This window comes from Corynebacterium sp. MC3, assembly GCF_900099485.1.
Lineage (GTDB): Bacteria > Actinomycetota > Actinomycetes > Mycobacteriales > Mycobacteriaceae > Corynebacterium > Corynebacterium pseudogenitalium.
Genome location: NZ_LT622816.1, coordinates 194,619 through 217,585, shown reverse-complemented (window position 1 = coordinate 217,585; position 22,967 = coordinate 194,619). Strand labels below are relative to the sequence as shown.

Annotated in this window: 21 protein-coding genes; 3 read left to right on the top strand and 18 right to left on the bottom strand. The window is 58.4% G+C overall.

The features are described 5' to 3' along the window. Positions 1–13 precede the first annotated feature (13 nt). From BQ4436_RS09930 to dapB, 4 genes are read right to left on the bottom strand one after another with little or no spacing between them, the layout of a single operon-like run. A complete protein-coding gene (locus tag BQ4436_RS09930) occupies positions 14–2,026 on the bottom strand; it encodes a ribonuclease J (RefSeq protein WP_070976733.1) in 2,013 nt (670 codons plus the stop codon). Between the two features lie 2 nt (positions 2,027–2,028). Further along, positions 2,029–2,937: a 4-hydroxy-tetrahydrodipicolinate synthase gene (gene dapA / locus BQ4436_RS09925; RefSeq protein ID WP_070362316.1), complete on the bottom strand. Its 909-nt coding sequence runs from the start codon at positions 2,935–2,937 to the stop codon at positions 2,029–2,031. 45 nt (positions 2,938–2,982) lie between these two features. Then, complete coding sequence (gene thyX / locus BQ4436_RS09920; RefSeq protein ID WP_070976730.1) at positions 2,983–3,735, bottom strand: FAD-dependent thymidylate synthase; 753 nt, start codon at positions 3,733–3,735, stop codon at positions 2,983–2,985. Positions 3,736–3,738: 3 nt separating this feature from the next. Continuing rightward, on the bottom strand, positions 3,739–4,485 hold the full coding sequence (dapB, locus tag BQ4436_RS09915; RefSeq protein WP_070977160.1) for a 4-hydroxy-tetrahydrodipicolinate reductase: 747 nt from the start codon (positions 4,483–4,485) through the stop codon (positions 3,739–3,741). 97 nt (positions 4,486–4,582) lie between these two features. On the opposite strand from dapB, the gene BQ4436_RS09910 reads away from it, so the two are divergent. Continuing rightward, positions 4,583–5,197, top strand: a complete 615-nt coding sequence (locus BQ4436_RS09910; protein ID WP_070976726.1) for an AMIN-like domain-containing (lipo)protein — start codon at positions 4,583–4,585, stop codon at positions 5,195–5,197. Between the two features lie 60 nt (positions 5,198–5,257). Here the strand turns inward: BQ4436_RS09910 and BQ4436_RS09905 are convergent, their stop codons facing one another. The 4 genes from BQ4436_RS09905 to BQ4436_RS09890 all read right to left on the bottom strand — a co-directional run bounded on the left by BQ4436_RS09905 (position 5,258) and on the right by BQ4436_RS09890 (position 10,067). After that, complete coding sequence (locus BQ4436_RS09905; RefSeq protein WP_070362313.1) at positions 5,258–7,576, bottom strand: polyribonucleotide nucleotidyltransferase; 2,319 nt, start codon at positions 7,574–7,576, stop codon at positions 5,258–5,260. 137 nt (positions 7,577–7,713) lie between these two features. Next, positions 7,714–7,983 (bottom strand): 30S ribosomal protein S15, encoded by a 270-nt coding sequence (gene rpsO / locus BQ4436_RS09900; RefSeq protein ID WP_070362312.1) that lies wholly within the window; start codon positions 7,981–7,983, stop codon positions 7,714–7,716. Positions 7,984–8,082: 99 nt separating this feature from the next. Further along, on the bottom strand, positions 8,083–9,036 hold the full coding sequence (locus BQ4436_RS09895) for a nucleoside hydrolase (RefSeq protein WP_218117856.1): 954 nt from the start codon (positions 9,034–9,036) through the stop codon (positions 8,083–8,085). A gap of 38 nt (positions 9,037–9,074) precedes the next feature. Next, entirely contained in the window at positions 9,075–10,067 is a 993-nt protein-coding gene (locus BQ4436_RS09890; protein ID WP_070976723.1) for a bifunctional riboflavin kinase/FAD synthetase, read from the bottom strand. A gap of 30 nt (positions 10,068–10,097) precedes the next feature. Here BQ4436_RS09890 and truB point away from each other — a divergent pair, with 30 nt between their 5' ends. Further along, positions 10,098–10,991 carry a tRNA pseudouridine(55) synthase TruB gene (gene truB, locus BQ4436_RS09885; RefSeq protein ID WP_070976721.1) on the top strand — a complete coding sequence of 298 codons (894 nt, stop codon included), beginning with the start codon at positions 10,098–10,100 and terminating at the stop codon, positions 10,989–10,991. Positions 10,992–11,022: 31 nt separating this feature from the next. Here the strand turns inward: truB and BQ4436_RS09880 are convergent, their stop codons facing one another. From BQ4436_RS09880 to rimP, 9 genes are all read right to left on the bottom strand, one after another. Further along, positions 11,023–11,676, bottom strand: coding sequence for a 4'-phosphopantetheinyl transferase family protein (locus tag BQ4436_RS09880; protein WP_070976718.1), 654 nt, complete (start codon positions 11,674–11,676; stop codon positions 11,023–11,025). After that, positions 11,676–12,479: a metallophosphoesterase family protein gene (locus tag BQ4436_RS09875; RefSeq protein WP_070976715.1), complete on the bottom strand. Its 804-nt coding sequence runs from the start codon at positions 12,477–12,479 to the stop codon at positions 11,676–11,678. The genes BQ4436_RS09880 and BQ4436_RS09875 overlap by 1 nt, the downstream gene beginning before the upstream one ends. Positions 12,480–12,486: 7 nt before the next feature. Continuing rightward, on the bottom strand, positions 12,487–13,800 hold the full coding sequence (locus BQ4436_RS09870) for an MATE family efflux transporter (protein WP_070976712.1): 1,314 nt from the start codon (positions 13,798–13,800) through the stop codon (positions 12,487–12,489). A 12-nt stretch (positions 13,801–13,812) separates the two neighbouring features. Continuing rightward, complete coding sequence (locus tag BQ4436_RS09865; RefSeq protein ID WP_070976709.1) at positions 13,813–14,799, bottom strand: DHH family phosphoesterase; 987 nt, start codon at positions 14,797–14,799, stop codon at positions 13,813–13,815. A gap of 5 nt (positions 14,800–14,804) precedes the next feature. Further along, positions 14,805–15,239: a 30S ribosome-binding factor RbfA gene (gene rbfA / locus BQ4436_RS09860; protein ID WP_070362305.1), complete on the bottom strand. Its 435-nt coding sequence runs from the start codon at positions 15,237–15,239 to the stop codon at positions 14,805–14,807. 136 nt (positions 15,240–15,375) lie between these two features. Next, positions 15,376–18,135, bottom strand: coding sequence for a translation initiation factor IF-2 (gene infB / locus BQ4436_RS09855; RefSeq protein WP_070976706.1), 2,760 nt, complete (start codon positions 18,133–18,135; stop codon positions 15,376–15,378). A 106-nt stretch (positions 18,136–18,241) separates the two neighbouring features. Further along, positions 18,242–18,556, bottom strand: coding sequence for a YlxR family protein (locus BQ4436_RS11750; RefSeq protein ID WP_071572529.1), 315 nt, complete (start codon positions 18,554–18,556; stop codon positions 18,242–18,244). A gap of 155 nt (positions 18,557–18,711) precedes the next feature. Beyond that, positions 18,712–19,716: a transcription termination factor NusA gene (gene nusA / locus BQ4436_RS09850; RefSeq protein ID WP_070478894.1), complete on the bottom strand. Its 1,005-nt coding sequence runs from the start codon at positions 19,714–19,716 to the stop codon at positions 18,712–18,714. A 19-nt stretch (positions 19,717–19,735) separates the two neighbouring features. Further along, complete coding sequence (gene rimP / locus BQ4436_RS09845; RefSeq protein WP_070362302.1) at positions 19,736–20,287, bottom strand: ribosome maturation factor RimP; 552 nt, start codon at positions 20,285–20,287, stop codon at positions 19,736–19,738. A gap of 42 nt (positions 20,288–20,329) precedes the next feature. On the opposite strand from rimP, the gene BQ4436_RS09840 reads away from it, so the two are divergent. After that, positions 20,330–21,145 carry a DUF4439 domain-containing protein gene (locus BQ4436_RS09840; RefSeq protein ID WP_176754851.1) on the top strand — a complete coding sequence of 272 codons (816 nt, stop codon included), beginning with the start codon at positions 20,330–20,332 and terminating at the stop codon, positions 21,143–21,145. A gap of 20 nt (positions 21,146–21,165) precedes the next feature. Here BQ4436_RS09840 and BQ4436_RS09835 read toward each other — a convergent pair whose 3' ends face one another. Continuing rightward, positions 21,166–22,947, bottom strand: a complete 1,782-nt coding sequence (locus tag BQ4436_RS09835) for a proline--tRNA ligase (protein ID WP_070976700.1) — start codon at positions 22,945–22,947, stop codon at positions 21,166–21,168. Positions 22,948–22,967: the final 20 nt, after the last annotated feature.

Genomic DNA, 22,967 nt, shown 5'->3' with positions numbered 1-22,967 from the left:
AAAGTGTCAGGTATTAAAGCGACTCTCGTGTTGCTTGAACATCAGCGTCTTCTGCCGGTCCAATATCCGCCGCGGTTGGAACCACGGTTGGAAGAATGACTGGCTCACGCTTGTACTTCTGCTCAATCGTTCGCGAGAGCTGACGACGAAGCTGCTGCACCATGCGGTACGGGTCATTCTCCCCTTCTGCAGCCAAATCACCCATAACTTCCTGGACACGCTCGACGACCTTCTTATTGAAGTCACGGTCGTCTTCAGAGAAACCAGTGGTGGAGACGCGCGGTACCTCAATGAGGCTACTCGTGCGGTCGTCGATCACGCAGGTAATCGAGACAACGCCACCTGAGGCAAGCGAGCTGCGGTCTGCCAGCACGTCCGGGTCTACGTCGCCCATCGTCGCGCCATCAACATAAAGCTGTCCGACCTGGTACTGGCCAACAACCTTGATCTTGCCCTTCGTCATGTCAACCACAACACCATTTTGAGCAAGTGCGGTATTCTCCGGCTTCACACCGGTCGCAATAGCGAGCTCCTTGTTCGCGCGCATGTGGCGCCACTCACCGTGCACAGGCATAGCGCAAGTCGGGCGTGCTGCGTTGTACAGGAAGAGAAGCTCACCGGCGTAGCCGTGGCCAGAAGCGTGGACATGAGCTTCGGAGTTCGTCACCACAGTCGCACCGATTTGTGCGAGGTTGTTGATCGCCGCGAACACAGCTTCCTCATTACCTGGGATCAGGGAAGACGACAGGATGATCATGTCACCGTCGCGGATGGTGATCTGGCGGTGTTCACGGCGCGACATACGCGAAAGCGCAGCCATCGGCTCGCCCTGCGTACCCGTTGTGATCAGCACAACCTTATGCGGCGCCATCTTGGCAGCTTCTTCGATAGGGATAATCGTGTTCTTCGGAGCCTTCAGCAGGCTCATCTTCTCGGCGATTTCCATATTTCTCAACATGGAGCGGCCGTTGAAGGCAACCTTGCGACCATTCGCTACAGCCGCGTTGACTGCCATTTGGACGCGAGCGACGTTGGAAGCAAACGAAGCAATCACAACACGTTGCTTCGCCTGGCTCACCAAACGCGTCAGTGTCTCCTCGATACCGGCCTCGGATGCAGAAATACCCGGCACCGTAGCGTTCGTGGAGTCGCACATAAACAGATCGACGCCTTCGTCACCGTAACGCGACAGCGCCGGCAGGTCCGTCGGCATTCCGTCGTACGGAGTCTGGTCCACCTTGACGTCACCGGTCATCACAACATGACCCGCGCCGGTCTTAATAGACAGGCCGAGACACTGCGGAATGGAGTGATTCACGTGCCAGAAACGCACGTGGAATGGGCCCAAGTTGACGGAAGAATCCTTGTTCACCTCATGCAACTTCGGACGCTGACGGTGCTCCTTCGTCTTCGCAGCAATCAGCGCATTGGTGAAACGCGACGAGTAAATCGGGATATCCGGGCGCAGCTTCAACAGCCACGGGATTGCGCCAATGTGGTCTTCATGACCATGTGTGACAACCAGGGCCTCGACCTTGTCCAACTTCTTTTCAATCGGACCAAAGTCAGGCAGCACAAGATCAACGCCTGGTTCACCGGAGTTCGGGAACAGCACACCACAGTCAACAATGAGCAGGCGTCCGTTGTATTCAAACACCGTCATATTACGACCGATTTCGGAAATACCACCCAAAGCGTAAATACGCAGGGTTCCCTTCGGTGCCTTCGGAGGAGCCGGGAGGCGCTTCGTCAAGTCTGCGCCCTGCATCGACTTCACCGGGTTGCGACGGCCACCGCCGTTGTTACCGCGCCCACGGCCGCGTCGGCGATTCCTGCCGTTACCGCCATTTCCGTTCGAGTTCCGGGACTTGCTATCCCGCTGTGACTTCTCAGGGCCCTTGTCATCTTCATTACTTGTGGTTCCTGCGGCCTGCTTCGGTGCCTGAAACACCGGCTTCTGTTCAGTGGCCTCAGGTGGCCCTGCTTTACGCGTCACTTTGCGTGAGCGTGTACGGGGTTCGTTCATACTTAAAGGACTCCAGCCTTCTTCAAATCTTCTCTGAGAACCTCTACCTGCTCAGAGGTCGCTCCGACCACTGGCAGGCGTGGTTCGCCTACTTCAATGCCCTGCAGACGCAGAGCAGCCTTTGCAAATGTTGTGCCACCGAGAATCGCTTGTTGATGTGCGAGAACGTCGATGACATTGGCGTTAATTTCCCGCGCACGGACGAGGTCGCCTTCCTCGAAGCTTGTGATGAGCTCGCGCAACGCTTGCGGTGCTGCGTGGCCTACAACCGAGATCACACCGGTTGCCCCCATGGCCAGCCACGGCAGGTTCAGCGGGTCATCCCCGGAATACCATGCCAGACCTGTTGATTGGATCAACGGTGCTGCCTGGAAGAAGTCGCCTTTCGCATCTTTCATCGCGACTACGGTTGGCAATTCCGCCAACTTCGCAATGGTGTCCGAGGCAATCGGAATCGCGGAGCGTCCTGGAATGTCGTAGAGGCAGATCGGCAACGAAGTTGCAGAAGCGATCTCCCGGAAGTGCGCAAACACGCCGTCTTGAGACGGCTTCGAGTAATACGGCGTGACAACCAAGAGGCCATCAGCCCCTGCCTCAGCAGCTTCCTTCGCCAATGCGACGGACTTTCGGGTGTCGTTCGTGCCTACGCCGGCGATAAGTTTGGCGCTATCGCCAACTTCTTCACGCACCGCTTTCAGTAACGCGACTTTCTCTTCACTGGTTGTCGTTGGCGATTCGCCCGTCGTGCCCGCAAGCACGAGGGCATCAATGCCATTGCCGACAAGGTGGGCAGCTAATGCTCGTCCTGCCTTAACGTCTAGCTCGCCATGCTTATCGAACGGCGTGACCATTGCGACGCAGACTGTGCCGAAAACGTCAGCACCGATATTAGCTTTCATAGAAGTGCCCATGCCAAAAGAGCGTACCCTTTTTGCTGGCTGAATGTAACTCCACCGCTACGTTTTGTACTGGGTTGTTGCCTTCTTAGTCCCGTCCGGCAGCGTTGTGACAACGAAGTCCTCGAACAAGACGGGTGCGCACTCACTCAAAAGTTCCAGACACCTCACGGCGACCGCTCGTAGCTCCTCCCCACTGTGCTCAGCTGCCCTGGTCGCAACAAAATTCCGCCAAGTCCGGAGGTTGCCGCTGACAACAAGTCGGGTTTCTCTCGCAGCCGGAGCAAGTGCCATAGCTGCCTCGCGTACCTGTTGCTTGCGCAGTAACACATTCTTCTCATCCGTCAGACTTGCTTCCACCGCGTTATGCAATTCGTCGTGCACAAACGCAGCGTCTTCAATCGCGTGCTCGAAAAACCGTTGAAGTTGCTCGTCGCGCTGTACAACGCTAGGAACCACGACTCCTCTTTGCTCTTCAGGTAAGGAGTACTGTGAAAGCTCGCTGATTGAAAAGTCTCGGTGTCGCAATATCTCATGGCTGGTGGCCATTGAGATTCCCTGAATATACAGCGTCACGCTTGCGTGCTCGAGCAGCGAGAGGTTGCCGGTATCAATGACGTGATGCAGGAAGGCGTCCGTGCTCGAAGTGTGAGACTCATTGTCACCGAAGGAGTCATAGCTTGCCCTGCCTGCAAATTCGACGACAGCATCCGCCGTCGCTGCACCAGATGAAGGCCACCAGCCCAATCCGGCTGGCGGTTCGAACGTTGATGCTGCCACGAGCTGGATGCTGAGTTGGCGCTGCGGCTGCATCTGTTACAGCCCGAGGAACTTGTCAAGGCCAATCGTGAGGCCTGGATGATCCATGACGTTTCGCACGCCGAGCAATACACCCGGTACGAACGAATCACGCCCATAGGAATCTTGGCGGATAGTCAACGACTGATCGACGGTGCCGAAGATAACTTCCTCATGCGCAACCATTCCGGTCATACGCACAGCGTGGACTCGGACACCATCGATATCTGTGCCGCGCGCTCCATCGAGTTCCTGCACAGTGGCATCCGGACAAGGTTGCATTCCGGCGGCCTTTCGGGCCTCTGCAATCCCTTGCGCTGTCTTTACCGCAGTGCCGGACGGTGCATCCAGCTTGTTCGGATGGTGGTACTCAACTACCTCGGCTGACTCGAAGAACTTAGCCGCCTGGCGAGCAAAGGACATCGTCAATACAGCTGAGATGGCGAAGTTAGGCGCAATGAGAACGCCAGTGCCCTGCGAAGCAGCACACCAGCTGCGTACTTGGTCGTAGCGATCGTCGTCAAATCCTGTTGTGCCCACTACACAGTGGATGCTGTGCTTGATACAGAACTCGAGATTGCTCATTACCGAATCTGGAGTGGTGAAGTCGACGATAACTTCGGCACCAGCGTCCAACAGTTTTTCTAAGCTGTCGTCTTTATCGATCTCGGCCACAAGTTCAAGATCATCAGCAGCGCGCACGCCCGCTACAACTGCGGTACCAACGCGTCCATGCGCTCCCAAAACACCGACTTTGATTGTCATATCCATTCCTCAATTCTGTCTTTGCGAGTTGCGTTCGTTCTACTGCTGTCACTGTAGCGCGCCGTGCGGCAGGTGTGGTTCGGTACACTCGAAAAGCATGAAGAGTAGCTTGATCCTCCCCGGTGTCCTCACCGTGGCTGCACTGCTCACCGCGTGCGGCACGGGCTCCGAAGTGACAGAGCCGTCCACAGCAACCGCGTCCCCTGAAAGCGCTACAGCTGCCACTACGCAAGACGCATCTGCTACGGAGTCAACGGTGTCGGCTGCCGCATCTCCCGCAGCCACAGTCGCTCTCAACGCCTTCGCTCCGCCCGAAGGTGCCCCTGAGCTAACGCTCCAGGATGTTCGAGTCGGTACCCATGAGACGTATGACCGCGTCGTCTTCGAGTTCTCAGGCGATGGCCTACCTGGATACCGAATTCAGTACACCGATAAGGCACTCCAGCAGGCCTCCGGCCACGAGCTCGCGGTCTCCGGTAACGACATCTTGGAGGTGCTCATCGAAGGCACACCGATGGATCGACTCCCGAGCAACCCTGATCTTATCTCCGCTGGCCCGTATCAGCTGGCAACCGGCAACGTCGCTGGGATCACCAACGGCGGCACGTTTGAGAACCAGTCGCAGTTCTTCATCGGACTCGACCGGCAGCGTTCGTTTGAGGCTACGGTGTTGGAAAGTCCAACACGGCTAGTTATTGACGTCCACCGTTAGCTCGGCAAACGCGTAGTGGCCAGGGCGTAAATGCCCTGGCCACTTCTTTAAGCGGTGAGACTACTTGTCCTGCTCAACAGGAACAAGGGAGATCTTGCCGCGATTATCAATATCACGAATCTCGACCTCGATCTTGTCACCGACGTTGACAACGTCCTCGACCTTCTCGATGCGCTTGTTGCCACCCAAGTTCGAGATATGAATCAGGCCGTCGGTTCCCGGGACGATCGAAACGAACGCGCCGAATGCAACGGTTTTGACCACGGTACCCAGGTAGTGCTCGCCTACCTTCGGCAACTGTGGGTTAGCAATTGCGTTGATCTTGTCGATCGCGGCGTCTGCTGCTTCGCCACTGGTTGCCGAGACGTACACGGTTCCGTCCTCTTCAATCGAGATGTCCGCGCCGGTTTCCTCGGTAATCGAGTTGATCATCTTGCCCTTCGGGCCAATGACCTCACCAATCTTGGAAACAGGAACCTTCACCGTGGTGATTTTCGGCGCCAACGAGCTCATGTCATCCGGCGAATCAATGACCTCTGCCATCGTGTCCAGGATGGTCTCCCGAGCATCATGCGCCTGCTTCAGAGCCGAAGCGAGCACGTCAGAAGGAATGCCGTCCAGCTTGGTATCAAGCTGCAGGGCGGTGATGAACTCGCGGGTGCCTGCCACCTTGAAGTCCATATCGCCGAACGCATCTTCCGCACCCAGAATGTCCGTCAGAGCGACGTACTTCGTCTCACCATCGACGTCACCCGACACAAGGCCCATCGCAATACCCGCGACCGGAGCAGCCAGTGGCACACCAGCGTTGTACAGCGACAACGTCGATGCGCACACGGAGCCCATCGACGTCGAACCGTTGGAGCTCAGCGCCTCAGAAACCTGGCGAATCGTGTACGGGAAGTCTTCGCGCGAAGGTATCACTGGCAACAACGCGCGCTCTGCAAGCGCACCGTGACCGATTTCGCGGCGCTTCGGGGAGCCAACACGACCTGTTTCACCAGTCGAATACGGTGGGAAGTTGTAGTGGTGAATGTAACGCTTCGAAGTCTCAGGGCTCAGCGAATCGATTGGCTGTTCCATCTTCAGCATGTCAAGCGTCGTCACACCAAGGATCTGGGTCTCACCGCGCTCGAACAGTGCCGAACCATGCGCACGCGGGACCAGTTCGACTTCCACGCCGAGGTCACGGATCGCGGTCACGCTGCGACCGTCGATACGGTAGCCATCCTTCAGGATCTTGCCTCGAACAATCTCCTTCTGCAGTGCGTTGTACGCCGCGCGAATCTCCTTCACCACAGCAGCAACATCGTCGTCATCTTCGTCGACGTCGAGGCGGTCAAGCACATCTTCTTCGATGTCCTCGATGTACGCGTTGATCTTCTCTTCGCGCTCCTGCTTGCCAGCGATGGTCAGGAAGGAAGCGAGCTTCTTCGATGCCTTCTTCTCCACTGCTTCAAACACCTCATCGGTGTATGCCGGGAATAGCGGAAACTCCTTGCGTTCCTTGTCGAACTGAGCTGCAAGGTCGCGCTGCGCCTCACACAGCGTCTTGATGTACGGTTTCGCAGCCTCCAGACCGTCTGCGACAGTTTCCTCGGTAGGTGCAGGTGCGCCGTCAGCGATCAGCTTGACGACGTTCGCGCCAGCTCCTGCCTCAACCATCATGATTGCAACATCCGCTTCCGTCTTACGGCCACGCTTGCGCTCAACAATGCGGCCCGCAACAACCATCTCGAAGATGGCACGCTGGTGCTGCTCGTGATTCGGGAATGCAACCCACTGGCCTTCTGGGTGTTTATCGTCAGCGATCAATGCCATACGCACACCACCAACAGGGCCGGAAACCGGCAGGCCAGAAAGCTGCGTTGCCGCGGAAGCTCCGTTGATAGCGACAACGTCGTAGTATTCTTCCGGGGCGATCGACAGGACGGTAATCACGACCTGAACCTCGTTGCGCAGCCCCTTCACGAAGGTTGGGCGCAGTGGGCGGTCGATGAGACGGCAAGCCAGGATCGCCTCGGTGGATGGGCGGCCTTCGCGGCGGAAGAACGAGCCCGGGATACGGCCCGCGGCATACATCCGCTCCTCGACATCAACGGTCAGAGGGAAGAAATCAAAGCCTTCGCGGGGGTTATTCGACGCCGTCGTCGTCGCAAGCATCATGGTGTCATCGTCCAGGTAGGTCGTCACCGACCCATCTGCCTGGCGAGCCAACTGGCCCGTCTCAAAACGAATGGTGCGAGAACCGAAATCACCATTGTCGAGCGACGCTACTGCTTCGGTAACCCCATACTCTTCATCAACGTGGATTTCGTACGAATTTCTCGGCTTAAAACTGCTCAATTGATCCCTCTCCTTGGATCTCCGGGCGATCATCGATGTCGCCGTTTTTGTGTCATTTAGAACGAAGCACACTCTACCACCCTGCCAGGGATTTCACCACGCTCCAGACACAGCTAAACCCCCGCCCTGAAAGCCAGAGCGGGGGTTTGAAGCCTTATGACGTGATCGTCTTAACGACGCAGGCCGAGACGAGCAATCAGGTCACGGTAGCGCTCCACGTTGTTCTCACGCAGGTACTTCAGCAGACCACGACGGCGACCAACCAGCAGCAGCAGGCCACGACGGGAGTGGTGGTCGTGCTGGTGGAACTTCAGGTGCTCAGTCAGGTTGTTGATGCGCTCGGTGAGCAGCGCAACCTGTGCCTCCGGGGAACCGGTGTCAGTCTCGTGCACACCGTAGGTCTTCAGAATCTCTGCCTTTTTCTCAGCGTTCAGCGCCATGAAAAACTCCTCATTTGTTTCAGTCCGCATATACTTTGACCACTTCGTGCTGCAACTGCTGCGAACCACAGTCTCAACTCGCACAAAGCCTGGACTACTTTAGCTGCTGCGCGCCAGGTTGGTCAAACGTGTCATGAACTCATCGAGGAATCGATCAACGTCGACACCAACTGCAACCTGACTCGTCTTCTTCGGGTCATTCAAGCGCTCCGGGTCCCCGATCGTTCGTCCACGAGTTGGCTCTTCGAGGTCCGTGCGCAGGTTTATACCAATGCAGTCAACCAGGCTGGGATCTATCGCAACTGCTACCGCCAACGGGTCATGCAGCCCGCACCCACCAAGATGCGGCGAAGTTGTTTCATATGCCTTGATGTAAAAGTCAGTCGCCTCTGCCAAGAAGTCGCCTTGAGACGTGCCCAACTCCTTCCACACCGCGGTTTCTTTCGACGTCAACAGCGTCTGCAAAGTGACATCGAGCCCGATCACGGTGAGGTTCTGCGCCCTGCGCATCACAAAATCAGCAGCTTCGGGGTCCTGATTGATGTTCGCCTCAGTGCACGTATTGACGTTTCCCGGCACGGTCAGCGCACCGCCCATCATCACAATCCTGGCACTGTCTGCAAAGTCTTTATCGGCTTCCATGGCAGCTGCGACCGTCGTCAGAGGCCCGACAGGAACAATCACTAATTCGTCGCCGTAGCGGTGGAACGCGTCGACCATGAAGTCCACCGCGGAGGCTTCTTCGACAGCGCGATGGGCATCCGGAAGTTGCGCCTCCCCTATACCGTTTACGCCGTGAATGAACTGCGAAATCTCCAGAACTTCAAAGCTATCCTTGGCACGAGCATGCGTCGGGCCAGCGAACACGGGAATATCGGTGCGCCCGAATAGCTCGAGAATCGCGAGACTGTTGCGAACACTATCAGCCACCGTGACGTTTCCATATGTCGATGTCACGCCGACAAGTTTCACTTCAGGTGAAGCCATAGCATATGCCAACGCCAACGCGTCGTCGATACCGGTGTCTACGTCGAGAATCATCTTGATGGTCACAGCAAAAACCTTTCAAGCAACACAGATCAGCAACGGCTTTATTCTACGGAATCAGCAACAGGCTCGCTTAAGAGCTCGCGGGTCCGGGAAACGTCCCGAGCCATGTGCTCCAGAAGCTCGTCAACGGAATCGAACTTGACCATGTCGCGAACCTTCGCCACGAATTCGACGCGGGCCATCCGATCGTAGAGGTCAGCATCGCTATCAAGCACGTAGGACTCGACACTGCGCCGCTTGTCACCGAACGTCGGATTAGTGCCGACTGAAATCGCAGCCGGGTAGCGCTTTCCCGGAACCATGTTCCCGCCGATGGGGGCATCGTCGATAATTGTGAGCCACCCCGCGTACACCCCATCTTTCGGGAGGGCAGAAACGTCAGCAACATACTGATTCGCGGTCGGGTAACCGAGCTCGCGACCTCCTCGCCCAGCACCCCGCTTGATCGGACCCACGACGGAGAACGGCCTGCCCATGTAGTCCTTAGCCACGCTGATGTTGCCTTGTGCAAGCTCGTCCCGAATCGCCGTTGAACAAATTCTTGTCGCGCCCTCTTTCAGCAGGCGGACTACTGTCACATCAACACCATTCTGCTCACCGAGCTGCACCATCGTCTGCGACGTGCCGGAAGCGTTACGTCCGAACGTGAAATTCTCGCCCACAAAGACGTGACGAGCATGCAAGGTGCCCATCACCACTTTGTCGAAATAGTCTTGTGCACTCTCCCCCGCAAGCTCTTTGCGGAAATCGATAACGATCAGCGCGTCCACGCCAAGCTCAGCGATCAGCCGCGCCCGCTCCTCGAGTGGCATCAGCGCCGTGGGTGCGGCTTCCGGACGAAATACTGCTACCGGGTGCGGCTCAAATGTCATCACCACGCATGGCACCTGGAGACGCTTCGCCTCATCAACAGCTGCTTTGATCAGCATCTGGTGACCGCGGTGGACTCCGTCAAAGACCCCTATCGTCAGCACGGTGCCGTCGAGGGCACCAAACGATTCCGGTACAGCATTAAGACCGTGCAAAATATCCACGTGCAATAGCGTACGGCATACTAAAGAGCTATGAGTGATCCCCTCGCTACATCTGGAATTGTTGTCATCGATAAGCCCCAAGGCCTCACAAGCCACGACGTGGTCGCACGCCTTCGCCGTGCTTTCGGGACCCGCAAAGTTGGTCATGCCGGCACCTTGGATCCGATGGCGACTGGAGTACTGGTTGTCGGTATCGAGCGCGGCACAAAGCTCCTCGCCCACCTCGTCGCGGAAACCAAAACGTACGAGGCAACCATTCGACTCGGCGCCACCACCACGACGGATGACGCCGAGGGCGAGGTCGTCAGCACCTCCCCCACCGATGCAGTCACTGACGCCGACATTATCGACGCCATCGACAGCTTCCGCGGCGATATCATGCAGCGCCCCTCAAGCGTGTCCGCAATCAAAATCGACGGCAAGCGCGCACATCAGCTCGTCCGCGAAGGACACGATGTCGAGATCCCAGCCCGACCAGTAACAATTCACGAGTACAGCATTTTGGGCATCGCTCGCGTCGATACCTGGATTGACGTCGATGTCCGTGTGCACTGCTCCTCGGGGACGTACATTCGCGCGCTCGCACGCGATCTAGGTGAGGCCCTACACACCGGCGGGCACCTGACTGCGCTTCGCCGAACCACAGTCGGGCCTTTTAACCTCGAGCACGCATTGGAGCTGGAAGACATTCAGGCTCACCCGCGCTTCAGCCTCACCCTCGACGAAGCCTGCGCTACCTGTTGGCCGGTACTGCCCGTCACCAACGATGAATACGACGCCCTCGCTATGGGCAAATGGCTCGAACCTCGCGGACTTTCGGGTGTACACGCTGCACAACGTGACGACGGCCGCGTCGTCGCCCTTGTGAAAGAATCCAAGAAGCGTCTTGCCACGGTGTTTGTCGCGCGCCCATCCACGCTGTAGTCAGCGCTAACGCCGCTTTTCACGTTTGTCGCTACAACAGAAACGCAGAAGTGATGACGTAGCCAGCCCGGTGCACCCAGCGCCCCTCAAAGAACGGAGCGGGCGTCGGCCGCTCGAGAATGTACGAAACAAATGTTCCGTTCGGCCGGATATAGATTTCCGCCTGATCGAATTCCAACATCTTTCGCGCCAACGGGAACCAACATTTATATGTGGCCTCTTTCGCGCAGAACAGCAGCCGATCAGCCCAGAAGCACCCCTCAGCCCGAAGTGCGTCCAACATCTCAAGCTCGGTTGGGCACGCGATTTGGGGCAATACGCCTTCCGGAAGCGGCTCAGCCAGCTCAGCATCAATACCGATAGAGCGCACCTTGTTGAGTGGCGCAACGACCGCCGCACGAAAACCATCCGTATGCGTCAAGGAGCCGCACACGCCCTCGGGCCACAACGGCATCCCAGCCTCGCCCCGCATGATGCGGTGAGGACCTTCGACCCCTAGTTCGTCGAGGGCGCGGTGCGCACACCAACGGGCATCGCCGAACTCCCCTTTCCGGATATCGACGGCTCCGCGGACAACGCGTTTCTCCTGCTCGTCGAGGTTATCGTAATTGCGGAGATTATGGCCGTCGTCGGTTCGAAGAGAGACGAACCGCGCAGAGGGAGGGAATAATGACAGATCGCGCACTAGCGGTTCACCTCCCAGACTGGGTACGGCCAACGATGTTCCTCTGGCCAGCGCTGCCACTCCCTGGGGTACCCCAACGACACTTCAATATGCGGAATGCCGTCTACATGTACGGTCCCCGGGATATGAAGGTGTCCGTAGACTACGGCCTGTGCGTGGAACCGCTTAGGCCAACTGCGCGTGTGCCGGGTCCCGCACCACATGGCAATGTCCCCGTAGAACAGGCGGTGCGTTGGCTCCTTTACCAGTGGCCAGTGGTTGACCAAGATCGTCTTACCGTGCACGCGAGAAAGGCGCTTCGTTGTGTACGCCAAGCGCTCCCAGCACCACGCACGAGTATCTACAAATGGGCGGATAGCAAACTCGTCCGTCATCAGAATGTTGTTGTCGCGAGCTTTCTTCAGCGCGGCGTCGACACTTAAATGCTGAGGGCGAAACGAGTAGTCGTACAGAGTAAACAGTGGCGCCACCGTAATGCCGTGGAATACCGGGTACGGGTCCTCAGGCGTTACAACGCCGAGTTCTCGCATTGCCTGGACTAGCGCAACGTACTTATCACGGCCTCTGTAGCGTGATCGCTCGCTAGAGAACAGCTCGTGGTTTCCAGGGGCCCAGATGACTTTCTCAAACCGTTGAGCAAGTACACCCATCACGTTGACTATCAGCTCAAATTTCTCTGCAACATCACCCGCGACAATCAGCCAATCCCCCTCATGCCGCGGTTGAATGAGGTCGATCTTGGCCTGATTCGTCTTTACTGCAGCATGCAGGTCGCTGACCGCCCACAGTGTCGGACCTAGCATGACGTACTCACTCCTCTACCCCGGTGCGCGCCCACTTCATCGAACGGAACCGCCACAGCACTCCCACCAGACGCAACACGACTGAGACAAAATAGCCGGCCCACACACCCGCGAGACCCCACCCAAGCCACATGGACAACAACGTCAAAGGCAAAAATCCACCGAGCATTGCGCCAATCGAAAGGTTGCGCAGGAAGACAGCGTCACTCGCTCCAAGCAGCACCCCGTCGAGCGCAAACACCGCACCCCCCACAACGATCATCGCCACCAACCACCGCCAAGGGACAGCCAGCGCGTCTGCCATGCCAGGATCATGCGTAAAAATCGACTGGATTGGCCCATCGAACACAAGAAAAACCGCAGCGAGCACAACCGCAAACACCGTAGCGTAGCGCGTAACAGCTGCACCTGTCCCTCTTGCGCGCTCCACGTTTCCCTGCCCAAGTGCAGCCCCTGTAAGCGTCTGAGCTGCAATTGCGAGCGAGTCCAGCACGAGGCTCAGGAAGTTCCACAACTGCAGCAATACCTGGTGCGCGGCCAATGCGAAGACACCAAAACGACCAGCGACTGCAGTAGCGGCGAGCAACGAAATCTGAAAGGAGGCGGAGCGCAAAATCAAGTCACGTCCAAGCACCAACTGATGGGCAATGACATTGCACTGTGGGCGCCAAACAGCGCCCTCTCCTCGATGTTCCTTTACAAGCGCCCCAACGAATAGTGAAGCGGTAATTCCCATTCCTATTACGTTGGCCACAGCAGAGCCCACCAGCCCAAAGTGGTCAACAAGCAAAGGCAATAGAACCGCCCCGGGTACAAGACCGCACAGCGTCAACACAAACGGTAGCCTGGTGTTTTGCACTCCTCGCATCCAACCATTACCTGCCATAATCAGCAGCGTCAGCGGAATAGCGACCGCCGCGACATGCATCCACTGCGCCGCGTCAGCAGACGTTTCCGCATTCTGAGTCAACGCAAACGCGATGGGTTCGGCGAACAGCCAAATAATCGACGCCAATCCGAGGCCCACGAGTATTGCCACCCACGAAGCCTGGACGCCTTCCGCGACCGCATCAGCACGCCGACCTGCGCCGTAAAGACGCGAGCTACGCGCGGTAGTGCCGTAGGAAAGAAACGTCAGCTGCGTGGTCACCGTAGATTGCACCGCAGTACCAGCAGCGAGCGCCGCAAGCTCAACCGTGCCCAGCCTTCCAACCACAGCAGTATCCAGCAGCAAATACAGAGGATTCGCCGCAAGCACGCCGAGGGCCGGTAGCGCCAGGGCAAAAATGTCACGCGCCCGCACACCATGCGTATTCGTCATACAGGAGCAGCCTTACTCCGCAACGTATGCGTCATGCAATGCAGCCAGAAGCTGATCTTGTACCTGCTCTTTCGTTCCTTGCGCTGAGTACCCCGCAGCCGGGCGGTGACCACCCCCGCCGAGCGCACTTGCAACGACGGAGACATCTACCTTTGTCGAGCGCAAGGAAATCCCCCACCGCTCCGGGTGGAACTGCTTGAGTACAACCCCGACGTCACTGCCAACGAGGACACGCGCGTAATCAATTACGGCTTCAACGGCAGTTTGGCTCATCGCTTGCATCGCAGCTTCATCAATACACATGAACGAAACTGTGAGATCATCGACTTGGCGTGATTCCAAGCTTGCTAATGCACTACCCATCAAACGTAGGTCATCGGCCGTCATCTCGTCCGAAAGCTGCAGGGATATGTTCCTTGGATTGAGCCCGAATTCCAACAACTCTCCAGCAAGCGTATGCATTCTCGGGGAACCCCAACGGAAGTTACCTGTGTCGGTGACAAGCCCGGAATACAGGCAGTAGGCCAGTTCAGCATCTAACTCGACGCCGAGGTACGTGAACAGCTCCCGGATGATAGTCGTCGTCGATTCAGAATCGATAATGAGGTTCCGCGCTCCGAACCCGTCATTCGAACGGTGATGGTCAAGCACGATCACCCGCTCTTGCTGCGCCATAAGCTCAGATTGGTAGCATCCCGTTCGGTCTACCGAGGCACAATCAACCGTGACGATCAGCCCATCCGCTGGTAACGCTTCCCCATAGACGACCTCATCAACCCCCGGAATAGAGCGCAGGTTATTTGCGTGCGGGAATGGCTGGCCGATGTAAGCACTGGCTTCAATTCCGATCTGCCGCAATCCGCGAACAAGAGCGCACGCCGATCCAATCGCATCAGCATCGGGCTTGATATGGGCCAGCACCGCAACATTCGATGCGCTCTTGATGGCGCCAGCAACTTTGCTAAATTCGGCCTCTGCTTGGGGAAATAACAACGCCATAGTGCCTACTCTTCAATCGTCTTATACGGGTTTTCCTCACCTGCTGGCTGGGCGTTCTCTCGCAGTCGCGCCAGCTCCTCATCGCGACGACGAGCTTTTTCCAGCAGCTCTTCCATCCGCGCCGAGGACTCCGGAACCGTATCAAGCTTGAACTCAATCGTAGGAGTAAAGCGGACGCTCAACTGGTCGCCAACAATCTTGCGGATCTGCCCTCGGTGACGGTGCAGCGCCTCTGCAGCCTGATCGTAGTCCGGCTCGTCGTCGATATTCTTTCCGCGGACCGTGTAGTAGACAGTCGCATCATGTAGGTCGCCGGTCATCCGGACGTCCGTAATAGTCACCAATTCGAGGCGACGGTCTTTCACTTCACGCTCTATCGCCGAAGCGACGATCATTTGGATCTGCTTCGCCAGGCGCTGCGCGCGAGGGTTCTCTGACATTTCGTCTCCTTTACTTCATTGGCACTAAACCTCCGAACAGTCTACCCTGCTACGACGCAGCCCACTACTTCAAGAAAAGAAACGGCCCTGCTCACTTCGCGTTTGCGAAAGAGCAGGGCCGTTTTCTCTCTACCGACTAGTCGCGGGGGACTTCCACCATCTCGTATGCCTCGATGATGTCGTCGACCTGGATGTCCGGGTAGGACAGCACCATGCCGCACTCGTAGCCCTTTGCAACCTCTGTTGCGTCGTCCTTCTCGCGTCGCAGCGAGTCGATGGTCGCGTCCGAGGTAACAACATTGCCGTCGCGCACGAGGCGAATCTTCGCTCCACGCTTGACCTTGCCTTCGGTAACCATGCAGCCTGCGATGAGGCCGACAGAAGATGCCTTGAAGATCTGACGGATCTCGGCCTTGCCCAGGTCCTTCTCTTCGTAGATCGGCTTCAGCATGCCCTTCAGGGCTGCCTCGACTTCCTCGATCGCCTTGTAGATCACCGAGTAGTAACGGATCTCGACGCCCTCGTTGTTGGCTTCTTCCGTAGCCTTGCCCTCAGCACGGACATTGAATGCCACGATGACAGCGTCGGAAGCGGCCGCGAGCACGACGTTGGTCTGGGTAACAGCACCGACGCCACGGTCGATGATGTTTACCTCGACTTCGTCGTCGACCTCGATCTTGAGCAGCGCCTCCTCCAGAGCTTCCACCGAACCGGCGTTGTCGCCCTTGAGGATGAGGTTGAGCTGGCTGGTCTCCTTGAGCGCCTGATCCAGGTTCTCCAGAGAGACGCGCTTCTTGTTGCGTGCCTGCATAGCAGCGCGATGACGAGCGTCGCGCTGCGCAGCGATCTGGCGGGCAACACGGTCGTCCTCGACTACCAGGAGGTTGTCGCCTGGACCAGGAACGCCATTGAGGCCTTGTACCTGTACCGGGCGGGACGGGCCAGCCTCTTCAACGTCGTTGCCCCACTCGTCGACCATTCGGCGGACACGGCCGAAGTTGCCGCCCACAACGATGGAGTCGCCGACGCGCAACGTACCGCGCTGCACGATAACGGTGGAGACTGGGCCACGGCCACGGTCGAGGTGCGACTCGATAGCCACGCCCTGTGCATCCATGTCCGGGTTCGCCTGCAGCTCGAGAGCTGCGTCGGCGGTCAGCAAGACTGCCTCGAGCAGTTCGTCGATGCCGGTGCTCTGCTTCGCGGAGATGTCGATGAACATGGTGTCACCGCCGTACTCCTCCGGAACCAGTCCGTATTCGGTCAGCTGACCACGGATCTTCTCCGGCGAAGCCTCCGGCTTATCCACCTTGTTCACTGCAACCACGATAGGCAGGTCTGCAGCCTTGGCGTGGTTGATAGCCTCAACCGTCTGTGGCATCACGCCGTCGTCAGCAGCGACAACGAGGATAGCGAGGTCGGTCGACTTCGCACCGCGGGCACGCATTGCCGTGAACGCCTCGTGACCTGGGGTATCGAGGAAGGTGATCTTACGCTCAACGCCCTCCAGCTCAACGGTGGTCTGGTACGCACCGATGCCCTGGGTAATACCGCCGGCCTCGCCGCGCCCAACGTTGGCGCGACGAATTGTATCCAGCAAGCGGGTCTTACCGTGGTCCACGTGACCCATGACAGACACCACTGGTGGGCGCTGTTCAAGGTCCTCTTCGGTGCCTTCATCCTCACCGAACTGGAGGTCGAAGGACTCGAGAAGTTCGCGGTCCTCGTCCTCAGGAGAGACGATCTTAACCTCGTAGTTAATTTCGGCACCGAGTAGCTGCAGCGTCTCCTCAGGAACCGACTGCGTTGCCGTTACCATTTCACCAAGGTTGAACAGCGCCTGCACCAGGTTCGATGCTTCGGTACCGATCTTGTCAGCGAAGTCAGCCAAGGTCGCGCCCTGACGCAGACGCACAGTCTTGCCACCGCCATCGGGAAGGCGTACGCCACCGATGACGTTTGGTGCGTGCATCTCTTCGTACTCGGCCCTCTTCTGGCCCTTCGACTTACGACGACGCCCTGGTGCGCCACCTGGACGGCCGAATGCACCAGCGGTTCCGCCACGACGTCCACCGCGACCGCGGAAACCGCCGCCCTGTGGGCCACCCGGGCCGTGTCCACCACGGCCGCGGCCGTGCCCACGACCACCACGGTTGTCCGACCCAGCCGCCTTGCGTGGCATTTGGGTTGGCGACGGTGCCGCTGCCATATCTGCTGGGGACGGACGACGGCTACCTTGACGCTGCGCGCCAGTCCCGCGACCCTGGCCCTGGTTCTGCCCTGGGCGTGGGCCACCTTGGCCACCGCGACCAGGCTGACCACCACGGCCACCCTGTGCACCGCGACCACCCGGACGTGGAGCTGGTCGTGCCCCACCAGTGTTGGAAGAAAATGGATTGTTGGCTACCCGTGGGCGGCCACCCGGCTTCGGCATCGGCCGCGGCATACCCGACGGCTTTGGTGCTGCAGGTTTCGCTGCGGCAGGCTTTGGTGCTGCAGGTTTTGCAGCACTTGGCTTTGGTGCCGCAGGCTTTGCTGCTGCAGGCTTCGGGGCAGCTGGCTTAGCAGCGCCGGGCTTTGGAGCGGCTGGTGTGGCAGCGACGGGCTTTGGTGCTGCAGGTTTTGCAGCACTTGGCTTTGGTGCTGCTGGCTTTGCTGCGACAGGCTTCGACGCCTTACCAGCGGGCTTCGCTGCATCCTTATCCTTCGCGGATGCTTCTTCTCCGCCACCATTCTTTTGCTCGTACAGTGCCGTCATCTTCTTGACGACGGGAGGCTCAATGGTGGAGGAAGCTGTCTTTACGAATTCGCCCTCTTCCTTCAGAGTGGCGAGTAGTTCCTTGCTTGTTACGCCGAGTCGTTTTGCGAGCTCGTGTACGCGTAGCTTTCCGGGCACGTGTCTCCTCTTAGTTGGGCTAGAGGGCGGCACCGGAAACGGCGACCGGCCTCTAGACGTTGATTATGACTTTCATCGCTGATGCTGCTTCATTGTTGCGTTCTCATCAGTGTTCGGTCTTCCTTACTTCTGTTGGGTCTTTCGCCTTTTCAGCGAGGTACTTGTGTACATGACCTACGTCCGCCGGAGCGGACAGACGGAGGGCGCGAGAGAAAGCTCTACGCTCTTCCGCCAGCTTTAATGCATCCCATGTAGGGGTTATCCACGCTCCCCGCCCTGGTAATGATCGGGTCGGATCTGCAAGAACAACACCTGGAACAGTACCGTCAGCAACAACCCGGAGCAATTCCCTATCTGGAAGTTTCCGGCCTGTGGCTATACAGGTGCGACGACGGATTGAGCGTTCGCTCGCTGAAGTCATCCACACCCTTCTTCCACATACTCGACATTGCTGAACGGCTATCGCGTGGCCAACACCACGATGGGAAAATTAGCCACGGACCAGCCTACGCCACTTTGCCAAGTTTTTATAAGCGTTGTGCGAATTCCCAACACAGAGGCCAGGATCTGGCGTCGTTAATCTGCGGCTGCGTCGGAGTGGATGTCAATCTTCCAACCGGTAAGGCGAGCAGCCAGACGTGCGTTCTGCCCCTCCTTGCCAATCGCAAGTGACAGCTGGTAGTCAGGCACGGTAACGCGCGCTACTTGCGCCACTGGGTCGACGACCTCGACCTTGACAACCTTCGATGGCGCCAGTGAGTTACCAACATACGTAGCCGGATCCTCTGCCCAATCGATGATGTCGATCTTTTCCCCGCCGAGCTCCTTCATCACGTTTGAGACACGCGAACCGCGCGGGCCGATGCATGCGCCTTTCGCGTTGACACCCTTCACCGTCGCCCGTACAGCGATCTTGGAGCGGTGCCCCGCCTCACGGGCAATGCCCACGATCTCAACGGTGCCATCTGCGATTTCCGGGACCTCAAGCGCGAACAACCCGCGCACGAGCTCAGGGTGCGTGCGCGACAAACTTACCTGCACACGACGGTCAGACTTATTGACGCCAACTACGTACGCCTTAATGCGGTCACCGTGCTTGAGCGTTTCGGAAGGGATCTTTTCTGCCGGGATGAGCAGGCCATCCTGTGGATCGGCTTCGGTTCCAAGCTGCACCACGGAGATTCCGCGTGCTTCCGCTTGCGCGTCCCGCTGCACGATGCCTGAGACAACAGTACCTTCAGCGCCGGAGTACTCCTCGTACACGCGACCAGCTTCGACGGCCAACAGCTTGCCCTTGATGGCGTCGCGCACGGCCCTCGCACCGATTCGAGAAAAGTTGACCGGGGTGGCGTCGTACTCCGAGATAATTTCGCCCTCAGCGTCGAGCTCAGAAACCATGACGGCAACGTCACCGGTTTCGGAGTCGATGTCGACGCGCGCCTTGTGGTGTTCATCCTGGGGGTGCTCCAGGTTGTCCGTGTACGCGAAGAGCAGCGCCGAGGCGATGGTCTCGAGCAGTTCGTCGAACCCAATTCCTTGCTGTGCTTCGATGTTCTTCAAGACTTGGACGTCAATATTCACTTGTCTTCCTCCGGATCCCTTACAGGGTTGCTGCTACTTCTGCTTCTTCAAACGTCGCCTCGCTGAGTTCTCGCTCAGCAGCGGGCGGCGTGTTGAACTCAATTTCTACCACCGATTTCGGCATTTCGGAAACTTCCAAGATTTGCACCGCCGGGGTCTTCTTCCCTGCCTCGATCAGCGCAACCTTCGTTTCCTCGGAGTTCATCGCACCAATGCGCCAGATAGAACTCTGACCGTTGGTGTCGTTGAGCTTCACTAGCCGCCCGCGGTTACGACGCCAGTGGCGCGGTGCTGTGAGCGGTAAGTCGACGCCTGGGGTCGTAACTTCCAGCGTGTAGCCAGCACCGAATGAGAACGCTCCGACTTCTTCCTGCTCGTCGAGGAACTCCCCGATTTCGTTGGACACTACTTCGAGCTCGTCGAGCGTTGGACGCGCATCGGCATCAAGCGCGATGACAATCTGGGATTTCTTGCCAGCTTTCACTGCCTTGACGTGTTCGATATCCATGTTGTGGCGCTGGGCCAGCGGCTCAATGAGTGTCTCTAGTTCTTGGGGAGTTGGAAAAGCCATGTGCCCACCATAGCGCGACGCAAACGTGCTAGCGTTTTCCCCGTGAAAAAATTGCTGGTTGCTGTTCTTGCGGTGCCGTTGTCGCTGACGCTTTCGTCGTGCGACCTTCTCGGTATTGTTGGTCCCCGCCCCGACAAAGCAGTGCTTGTCCTTGCGCAACAGGCGACTGCGGATGCGCGCAGTCTTTCGGATCCAGCACTCGCTGAGCTTCGTGGCAAGCAGGCGGACGAACTTTTTGGAGAGGTTGCGCGACTCTGCGGCAACATTGACGCGGAGTTGCCGCGCAGCTGCGAATTTTCCACGGGCCCTGGTGAAGCCGTGGGTGTCAGCGATGATGCAGGACTGCAAGAGTTCGTCGAGCAGTCCGTGACAGCTTCTTTGGAGAAGGTTCCAGCGCAGTCGCGAGACTTAGTTGCGGCGCAGGCCGTCGACATCATCGCGGCAATCGGCCCCGAACTCGACGCTGAGGACGTCGCCGCACTGCAAAACAAGGGCGATATCGAGCTTGCCAGTGCGGCGCTCAAAACAGAGTACGAGTTCCTCTATGGGCTGGGGCTGGCAAAGGCATATGCGGATGCGCCGCTGCACGCGCGTATCGCCGCGTTGGAGGACGCCTCCGATGAGCGCGTCGCGTTCCTGCGCACCGCACTGCGCGACGCTGACTCGATTCCAGTCGCAGCAGCTGGGTATCAACTCGCCCACGATGATGCGCTCGATGATGCAGCAGATGCCGAAGCGCTTGTCGACGCCCTCTCCGCCCAGCTCACCAATACCTGGAGGGGAACCGTATCCCAAGCCAGCTCTTCCGAGTGGAAACAACAAAGCCTTATGCTTGCCGCGCACGCGCAGCAAGCATAAGGCTCCTTGCTACTGCCGAATTAGCTTTCGGCGATGAGCTGCTGCAGCTTCGCCACAACCTCACCAGCTGGGACCTCAAGGGTCTCGCCGCCGCGGATGCGAAGCTCAACGATGCCGTCGGCGAACGAGCGACCGAGGATCACAACGAACGGCATGCCGAGCAATTCGGCATCCTTGAACTTGACGCCTGGAGAAACCTTTGGGCGGTCGTCGTAAAGCACTTCGATGCCCTTGTCGCTGAGTTCCTGTACGAGAGCGTCTCCAGCCTCCATGGCTGCCTTGTCCTTGTTCGCGACGGCAACGTGTACCTGGTACGGCGCGACTGCAACTGGCCACACGAGGCCCTTCTCGTCGTGCTTCTGCTCCGCGACGACGGCCATCATGCGCGAGATGCCGATGCCGTAGGAACCCATGGTAGGGACAGCACGCTTGCCGTTCTCGTCCAGGATCTGCACATCCATTGCCTCGGTGTACTTGCGTCCGAGTTGGAAGATATGGCCCAGTTCGATGCCACGGGCAAGCTTCACTGTGCCGTTGCCGGACGGTGAGGGGTCGCCTTCCTTGATCTCGGCGGCTTCGATAAACCCGTCGACGGTGAAGTCGCGGCCGGCAACGAGGCCGACGACGTGCTTCTGAGGAGCGTCTGCACCGGTGATCCACGCGGAACCTTCCACCACGCGCGGGTCCGCGAGGACGCGTACACCGTTGGCTTGCAGTGCGCGTGGCCCGACGTAGCCCTTCACCAGGAAGTCGCTCTTGGTGAAGTCCTCGTCGCTGGCCAGCTCAAACGTCGCTGGTTCCAGGGAAGCTTCCAGGCGCTTTTCGTCGAGCTCGCGATCGCCCGGGATCACAACGCCGACGAGCTGCGGGCCGACCGGCTTACCGTTGTCGTCGAGCACGCGTGGGTCGTCGACCTTGATCATCATGCACTTCAGGGTGTCGGAGGCTTCGGCAGGGCGGCCGTCGATAAGCACTCCTGCCTCCTGTGCCCACTCCACGAGTGCCGCGATGGTCTCGGAAGCTGGGGTGGCGTGCTCGACGGCCTCCGGCAGCCCTTCAATCGGGCGTGGTTCAGGTGCAACCGTGGTCACTGCCTCAACGTTGGCGGCGTAATCTCCCGCGGTCGACACAGCAAAGGTGTCCTCACCGTTCTCGGAGTACGCAAGGAACTCCTCGGATGCGGAGCCACCCATCGCTCCGGAGGTTGCTTTGCAGATCTCGTAGCGGATGCCAACGCGGTTAAAGATGCGCTGGTAGGTCTCGCGATGCTTGGCGTACGAGTTGTCCAAGCCTTCGTCCGACATATCGAAGGAGTATGAGTCCTTCATCACGAACTCGCGGCCGCGGAGAATCCCGGCGCGTGGGCGTGCTTCGTCGCGGTACTTGGTCTGGATTTGGTAGAGCGTGACCGGGAAGTCCTTGTAGGAGGAATACATGTCCTTAACTGCTGCAGTGAACATCTCTTCGTGGGTTGGGCCAAGCAGCATGTCGGCGCCCTTGCGATCCTGCAAGCGGAAGAGGTCGTCGCCGTATTCGGTCCAGCGATTGGTCAGCTCGTATGGTTCGCGTGGAAGAAGCGCCGGGAACAACAGCTCTTGTGCGCCCATGCTGTTCATTTCTTCACGGACGATGCCCTCGATCTTGCGCAGCGTGCGAAGCCCGAGGGGCAGCCAGCTGTAGACGCCCGGCGCGGCGCGACGGACGTAGCCTGCTCGGACGAGCAGTTTGTGGCTAGGGACTTCGGCATCGGCGGGGTCCTCGCGCAGTGTGCGCAGGAATAGCTCTGACAGGCGTGTAATCATGGGGCATATCTTAGCGCTAG